At 68.6% G+C, this 2725-nt stretch carries 2 protein-coding genes; one reads left to right on the forward strand and one right to left on the reverse strand.

Annotated features, from left to right (window positions below):
* Position 1: 1 nt before the first annotated feature.
* Positions 2–1645 carry a murein biosynthesis integral membrane protein MurJ gene (murJ, locus tag GPA_RS09905; RefSeq protein WP_049784107.1) on the forward strand — a complete coding sequence of 548 codons (1644 nt, stop codon included), beginning with the start codon at positions 2–4 and terminating at the stop codon, positions 1643–1645.
* A gap of 19 nt (positions 1646–1664) precedes the next feature.
* Here murJ and GPA_RS09910 read toward each other — a convergent pair.
* A partial coding sequence (locus tag GPA_RS09910) for a hypothetical protein (protein WP_041239431.1) occupies positions 1665–2725 on the reverse strand: 1061 nt, incomplete at its 5' end.

Genomic DNA, 2725 nt, shown 5'->3' on the forward strand with positions numbered 1-2725 from the left:
CGTGGACAAGACGGCGCTCGCGCGCACGGACGCCGCCGAGCAGGGCGACGCGGCCGCTGTGGGCTCGTCGGCCGCACTCATCAGCGTGTGCACCATGGTCTCGCGCGTGCTGGGCTTCGTGCGCACCTGGACCATGGCCTTCGCGCTGGGCTCCACGCTGCTCTCCAGCTCCTACCAGGTGGCCAACAACCTGCCCTCCCAGCTCTACGAGCTGGTGATAGGCGGCATCCTGGTGACGGCGTTTTTGCCGGTGTATATGTCGGTGAAGAAGAGGCTGGGGCAGAAGGCGGGGAACGACTACGCCTCCACCCTGCTCACCATCGTGGTGGTGCTGTTGGCGGCGGTGTCGGCGCTCTGCATCGCGTTCCCGTCGTTCTTCATCTACACGCAGAGCTTCTACTCCGACCAGCGCACCATGGCGCAATCGGTGTTCTTCTTCCAGTTCTTCGCCGTCCAGATCGTGTTCTCCGGCGCCACGGCCATCATATCGGGCCTGCTCAACGCGAACCGCGATTACCTGTGGTCGGCCATCGCGCCGGCGGCGCAGAGCATTGTGGTCATCGCATCGTTCCTGACGTACGCGGCGCTCGCGCCGGGCAACCCCGACCTGGCGCTCTACGTCATAGCCATCGGCAACCCGCTCGGCGTGTTCGTGGCGCTGGCCATCCAGCTGCCCGCGCTGCGCCGCAACGGCATCCGGCTGCGGCCGCGCCTCAACCTGCACGACCCGGCGCTGCGCGAGACGCTCTCGCTGGGCGTGCCGGCCCTGTTCGTCATGGTGTGCTCGTTCGCGGTGGTGTCGGTGCAGAACGCGGCGGCCTACAGCTTCGCCGACAACGGGCCGTCCATCCTGCTGTACGCGCGCCAGTGGTTCACGCTCCCCTACTCCTTCCTGGCCGTGCCCATCACCACGGCCATGTTCACCGAGCTGGCCGACATGCAGGCCGAGGGCAACGCCAAGGGCGTGAAACGCGGCATCGTGAGCGGCACGAACCAGATACTCTTCTTCATGATTCCCTTCGCGCTGTACCTCATGGTGTTCTCGCTGCCGCTCATCACCGTGTTCCGCGCCGGCGCGTTCACGGCGGAGAACGTGGCGTCCATCGCCTCGTACATGAGCGTGCTGGCGTTCGCGCTGCCGGTGTACGGCGTGAACACGTACCTGCAGAAGATCTTCTCGAGCCTGCGCAAGATGGGCGTGTTCGCGGCGTTCAACTTCGTGGCGGGAGCCGCGCAGGTGGCGCTCACGATGTTCGGCGCGTCGCATGCGGAGAGCTTCCCCATCGAGATCATCGCCGTGGGCGAGGTGCTGTTCTACGTGGTGGCCGACGTGTGCCTGTTCGCGTACCTGCGCCGGCGCCTGGGGCCGTTCGGGCTGCGTTCCACGGCGAAGGCGTTTCTCGTGGCGCTGGTGTTCGGCGGGCTGGGCGCGGCGGCGGGCGGCGGCGTGCTGTTCGCGCTCACGACGCTCGTCGGGCCGCTGTCGGGGTCCATCCCGCAGGCGCTCGCCTACGTGGCGTGCGGCGGCCTAGTGTCGCTGGCGGTGACGTTCGGCCTGGCCATCAAGCTGCGCGTGCCGGAAGCAGCGTTCGTTGGCAACATCGTGGGCAAGGTGGCCGGCAAACTGGGCCGCGGTCGGGCGTAGCGCGGCTGCGAAAAGCAGCCTACCCCCGGCGCCTGCCTATCGCAGCCGCCACGACCGCCGCAACAGCCGCAGCGGAGCCGGCCGCTGCGGCTGCCCCGAGCCCCCAACCGGCTGCATCGCCCGTTGCGGCGAGCTTCTTGGGAGCCGGGTAGTACCTCGACGCAGGCACCGACGTCGATGCCGAAGCAGCAGAGGGCGCCCCTGACCCGCCCGCCGGCGGAGCGGGAGCCGGCTCGGGCTGCGGCGTGGGATCGGGAAGCTTCTCGAACTGCGCCGTTACGGCCAGATCCTGCACGACATGCGTGAAATCGACATCCCATCCCGTGAAGCGGTAGCCCTCGGGAGCTACCACCTCGGGCGCTGTCGCCGCGCTGAACAGCGGCACTTCCTCGGTAGCGAGCACCTTCCCCTCCCACCCCGCGAACGTCACCGTGCGCGTGGCGGTGATGAGAAACGAGCCGTCGTCCTGCAGCGTGCCCACGCGCTCCCCGTCCTCCACGATGGCGGTATCTCCGCCGTTCACGAAGAGGTGGTCGAGCGTCATGAGCTCGGACAGGCGCGTCGCCCCGAACGGCGCCACGATGGTGTTCGACGTGTAATCGCCTCCCACCGAGTAGCCCAGCACCCGCACAGGTGCGCCGAACACGATATGCGAGAGATCGAGGGTGCCGCCGAAATGCGTGATGTTGCCAAGGCTGGCTCCCGGCCCGAGCACGAGCGTGGCCCCGGCCCAGATGGACATGCCGTCCGCGCTGCCCGTGAGCGTAACGGTGGCCGAAGGCAGCAGGTCCAGGGAGAGCGTGACCTCGGCCAACGTGACGGAGCCAGGGCCGCTCACGCTGGAGGACCGCGCTAGATCGAGCAGCTGCACCTCGTTGCCGGCGCCGTCCAAGCGAAGTGCTGCGGCCTCGGCGAACGAGAGCGTGCCGATGCGCACGCCCGAGCCCACGTTGATAGCGCCCACACCCGCGGCAACCCGCACGTCGCCCATGGCCGCCGAGGTCGGGTCCGCCATGCCGGCGATGGTCACGCCGTCACCGGTGACGGAGAGCACTGCGCCATCCCACGCGTAGGCATCGG

This window comes from Gordonibacter pamelaeae 7-10-1-b (genome assembly GCF_000210055.1).
GTDB classification, from domain to species: Bacteria; Actinomycetota; Coriobacteriia; order Coriobacteriales; family Eggerthellaceae; genus Gordonibacter; species Gordonibacter pamelaeae.